Annotated in this window: 2 protein-coding genes; both read right to left on the bottom strand. The window is 36.5% G+C overall.

Annotation, left to right across the window (positions count from 1 at the left end; translation table 11 throughout):
- On the bottom strand, positions 1-1,060 hold a 1,060-nt coding region (locus tag BD31_RS08440; protein ID WP_008301206.1), incomplete at its 3' end, for a cation:proton antiporter.
- A 73-nt stretch (positions 1,061-1,133) separates the two neighbouring features.
- The coding region (locus BD31_RS08435) for an AIR synthase-related protein (protein ID WP_008301208.1) at positions 1,134-1,569 on the bottom strand (436 nt) is incomplete at its 5' end.

Raw genomic sequence — 1,569 nt, 5'->3', positions numbered from 1 at the left:
CTTCTCCTCTTGAAATCATTCCTATTCCAACTCTCATTCCCTTCTTCTTACTTTTCAAAAACATTATTGCAGGCAGTCCACAACCAAACAACTTTGTTACTATTGCAACTGCAATTATCACTCCACTTAACATCAAAATGTTCAAATCAACTGCTCTGAGGTCTACCTGTGCTCCAATTATTGCAAAGAACAGTGGTGCAAAAATTAAACCTATTTTTCCAACATAGTTCTCTACTTTCTCGAATACCTTGGTAGTTGACAATGCCATACCTACTGCAAATGCTCCTACAATAGGTGATAGCCCTATGGACCCAGCTAGCGCAGCCGCTCCGAAAAACGATGCAGTTGCGATTCCCTCTACACTACCTTTTGCTTTCCAAAGTCTTGGTGTGATTATTTTTGGGATTACAACTACTGCTACTATTAACATTATTGCAAAGAATCCTAATACTTGCAAAATTGTAACTACGATTTCAGTAATGTCTATGTTCTCTATCCCGCCATCTGCCCCTGCAATGGATGATACGACTGATAATACCGCAATAGCCAAAATATCATCTACTACAGCTGCTCCGATGATGAGTCTGGCTTCTGGAGTCTTAATTTTGCCAAACTCACTCAATACTTGAATTGAAATTGCAATACTTGTAGCTGTAAGAGCTGTTGCTATCAACATTGATTGTAATGCATCAAATCCAAATAACTGAAAAACAACAAGACCTGCAAAGAATGGAACTACCACTCCCAATGTTCCAACTGTAAATGATGCTTTCCCTCCTTTGAGAAATTCTTTTGGTGTCATCTCTAATCCTGCCATGAACAAAATTACAATTGCGCCCATTTCTCCAAGTATTCTTATCTCGTCATTTATCTGCAGTATTTGTTTTCCATCTACAACAAAAAACCCTCCTAATGCAAATGGACCTACTATCATTCCTGCCAAAAGCTCTCCTAAAACAATTGGAAGTTTTAATCTAAGGAATAATTCTGCCATCAGTTTAGCTGCAAAAAGAAGAATTCCTATGCCAATAATTGTTTCAATTAAGTGTGCCTCTACCATCTTTCTCTTATTTGATTTAAGAAATCTGTCATATAAGGTAAATTAGGTTGAAAATTATTTTGTTGTTGTTAAATTAAGCGATTTTTATCGAGTTTACAAAAACTCCTTTCTTTGAAACTATTCTTCCTACCTCTTGACTTGAAATTTTGTATTTTTTGAATATTGATTTAATTCTTGCACCCTGATCTTCTGGTGCAATTACACAAAACCCCACTCCCATATTGAACGTCTTGTACATTTCTTCTGGTTTTACTCCTTGTTCTTGCACTAGTCCCATGATCGGTGGTATTTTTGGTAGTGAATCTATCTCATAACCTGTTGTTTTGAGTCGTAATAGTTTGGTAAACGCTCCGCCTGTAATGTGTGCAAGACCATGAATTTTGCATTTTTGAACCATCTCTAAAACTGGTTTTGTGTATATCTCTGTAGGCTTCAGTAATGCATCTCCTATGGTGCCAACTCCTTTTACTTTATCTTTTACAGAATATTTTGTTAGTATTGCTTTTCTT

The sequence above is a fragment of the Candidatus Nitrosopumilus salarius BD31 genome, assembly GCF_000242875.2.
Taxonomy (GTDB): domain Archaea; phylum Thermoproteota; class Nitrososphaeria; order Nitrososphaerales; family Nitrosopumilaceae; genus Nitrosopumilus; species Nitrosopumilus salarius.
Note: the sequence above shows the minus strand (reverse complement) of the source record. Positions and strands in the feature narration are given on the sequence as shown.